At 49.7% G+C, this 2,219-nt stretch carries 16 tRNA genes and 2 rRNA genes; all 18 read left to right on the top strand.

What is annotated here, in order from left to right:
- A 23S ribosomal RNA gene (locus tag ACH0QE_RS21735) occupies nt 1-137 on the top strand; the annotation flags it as partial.
- Nucleotides 138-210: 73 nt separating this feature from the next.
- A 5S ribosomal RNA gene (gene rrf / locus ACH0QE_RS21730) occupies nt 211-326 on the top strand.
- A gap of 10 nt (nt 327-336) precedes the next feature.
- A tRNA-Val gene (locus ACH0QE_RS21725) sits at nt 337-412 on the top strand.
- Between the two features lie 38 nt (nt 413-450).
- Nucleotides 451-526: transfer RNA gene (locus ACH0QE_RS21720), tRNA-Thr, on the top strand.
- Nucleotides 527-533: 7 nt separating this feature from the next.
- Nucleotides 534-609 (top strand) — tRNA-Lys (locus ACH0QE_RS21715).
- 39 nt (nt 610-648) lie between these two features.
- Nucleotides 649-733, top strand: a tRNA-Leu gene (locus ACH0QE_RS21710).
- A gap of 21 nt (nt 734-754) precedes the next feature.
- Nucleotides 755-829 (top strand) — tRNA-Gly (locus ACH0QE_RS21705).
- A 10-nt stretch (nt 830-839) separates the two neighbouring features.
- A tRNA-Leu gene (locus ACH0QE_RS21700) sits at nt 840-928 on the top strand.
- 28 nt (nt 929-956) lie between these two features.
- Nucleotides 957-1,033 (top strand) — tRNA-Arg (locus tag ACH0QE_RS21695).
- A 17-nt stretch (nt 1,034-1,050) separates the two neighbouring features.
- A tRNA-Pro gene (locus ACH0QE_RS21690) sits at nt 1,051-1,127 on the top strand.
- 18 nt (nt 1,128-1,145) lie between these two features.
- A tRNA-Ala gene (locus tag ACH0QE_RS21685) sits at nt 1,146-1,221 on the top strand.
- A gap of 22 nt (nt 1,222-1,243) precedes the next feature.
- Nucleotides 1,244-1,320, top strand: a tRNA-Met gene (locus tag ACH0QE_RS21680).
- Nucleotides 1,321-1,510: 190 nt separating this feature from the next.
- Nucleotides 1,511-1,587, top strand: a tRNA-Ile gene (locus tag ACH0QE_RS21675).
- 16 nt (nt 1,588-1,603) lie between these two features.
- Nucleotides 1,604-1,696, top strand: a tRNA-Ser gene (locus ACH0QE_RS21670).
- A 22-nt stretch (nt 1,697-1,718) separates the two neighbouring features.
- Nucleotides 1,719-1,792, top strand: a tRNA-Met gene (locus ACH0QE_RS21665).
- Between the two features lie 3 nt (nt 1,793-1,795).
- Nucleotides 1,796-1,871 (top strand) — tRNA-Asp (locus ACH0QE_RS21660).
- Between the two features lie 155 nt (nt 1,872-2,026).
- Nucleotides 2,027-2,099: transfer RNA gene (locus ACH0QE_RS21655), tRNA-Phe, on the top strand.
- 38 nt (nt 2,100-2,137) lie between these two features.
- Nucleotides 2,138-2,213 (top strand) — tRNA-His (locus tag ACH0QE_RS21650).
- The last annotated feature ends 6 nt before the right edge of the window (nt 2,214-2,219 follow it).

The raw sequence follows: 2,219 nt of genomic DNA, 5'->3' as shown, positions 1-2,219 counted from the left end.
GAAGCCCCCCTCAAGATGAGATTTCCCATAGCGCAAGCTAGTAAGAACCCTGAAAGATGATCAGGTTGATAGGTCAGAGGTGGAAGCGCGGTGACGTGTGGAGCTGACTGATACTAATCGTTCGAGGACTTAACCAAAATGATTACTCGTTCTTCTTTTTCTTCTTACACATTATCTAGTTTTGAGGGAATAAAACCTCAAACCAAATAGTCTGGTGGCGATGGCGAGAAGGTCACACCCGTTCCCATACCGAACACGGAAGTTAAGCTTCTCAGCGCCGATGGTAGTTGGGGGTTTCCCCCTGTGAGAGTAGGACGTCGCCGGGCAGTTTCAAATGGAGGATTAGCTCAGCTGGGAGAGCATCTGCCTTACAAGCAGAGGGTCGGCGGTTCGATCCCGTCATCCTCCACCATGATTTTTTCACACAGTGAAATAATCTACATTTACCATGCCGGTGTAGCTCAATTGGTAGAGCAACTGACTTGTAATCAGTAGGTTGGGGGTTCAAGTCCTCTTGCCGGCACCACTTGTACGAGCCATTAGCTCAGTCGGTAGAGCATCTGACTTTTAATCAGAGGGTCGAAGGTTCGAGTCCTTCATGGCTCACCAATGTTTTTTACGAAAGTAAAATAACATTCAATCAAATATGCGGGTGTGGCGGAATTGGCAGACGCACCAGACTTAGGATCTGGCGCCGCAAGGCGTGGGGGTTCGACTCCCTTCACCCGCACCATTTCTTCAAAAAGAATATAATGCGGAAGTAGTTCAGTGGTAGAATACAACCTTGCCAAGGTTGGGGTCGCGGGTTCGAATCCCGTCTTCCGCTCCATAGTTCTTAAGCCGGGGTGGTGGAACTGGCAGACGCACAGGACTTAAAATCCTGCGGTAGGTGACTACCGTACCGGTTCGATTCCGGTCCTCGGCACCACCAAGTTAGCTAATAAACATTTATATTTGCGCCCGTAGCTCAATTGGATAGAGCGTCTGACTACGGATCAGAAGGTTATGGGTTCGACTCCTTTCGGGCGCGCCATTATATTTTCTCTTTATCGGGGAGTAGCTCAGCTTGGTAGAGCACTTGGTTTGGGACCAAGGGGTCGCAGGTTCGAATCCTGTCTTCCCGACCATGCTTACTTATATTATATGGGGCCTTAGCTCAGCTGGGAGAGCGCCTGCCTTGCACGCAGGAGGTCAGCGGTTCGATCCCGCTAGGCTCCACCATATTCACTTTAAATAATAATTTGGCGGTGTAGCTCAGCTGGCTAGAGCGTACGGTTCATACCCGTAAGGTCGGGGGTTCGATCCCCTCCGCCGCTACCAAATTCAATCTGGTTGAACCTATTCAATCTAGGATATCCTGGACCTTTAGCTCAGCTGGTTAGAGCAACGAGCAAGGCATCTATGAGCTTGCTTCGAGTTGTACCCATCGAGCTGCTGCTTGAATAGACTTTCTGAGATGGGGACAGACCCACTAGGATATATCACAACCTAGATCATTCCAGCTAAACATGGACCTTTAGCTCAGCTGGTTAGAGCAGACGGCTCATAACCGTCCGGTCGTAGGTTCGAGTCCTACAAGGTCCACCATTGCTTATTTTAACACGGAGGTATACCCAAGTCTGGCTGAAGGGATCGGTCTTGAAAACCGACAGGCGGGTAACACCGCGCGGGGGTTCGAATCCCTCTACCTCCTCCATTTTCTTATTAAATATTATCGTCGCGGGGTGGAGCAGTCCGGTAGCTCGTCGGGCTCATAACCCGAAGGTCGCAGGTTCAAATCCTGCCCCCGCAATCTGGTCCCGTGGTGTAGCGGTTAACATGCCTGCCTGTCACGCAGGAGATCGCCGGTTCGATCCCGGTCGGGACCGCCATTTTAATTATCAGTATCATAGTGGCTCAGTAGCTCAGTCGGTAGAGCAGATTGCTCACATCCTGAGTAAGCTTCTTAGGAAATCTGCGAGAAAGACCGAAGGTCATTCGAGCAAAGGACAGAAGCCTAACAAACTTTAGGCAACAATACTATAGTGGCTCAGTAGCTCAGTCGGTAGAGCAAAGGACTGAAAATCCTTGTGTCGGCGGTTCGATTCCGTCCTGAGCCACCTTATTTAATTTAAATTAATATTCATATATAGATATGGCGATTGTGGCGAAGTGGTTAACGCACCTGATTGTGGTTCAGGCATTCGTGGGTTCGATTCCCATCAGTCGCCCCATTTTTT

This window comes from Mesobacillus sp., from assembly GCF_047739415.1.
Lineage (GTDB): Bacteria > Bacillota > Bacilli > Bacillales > Cytobacillaceae > Mesobacillus.
Note: the sequence above shows the minus strand (reverse complement) of the source record. Positions and strands in the feature narration are given on the sequence as shown.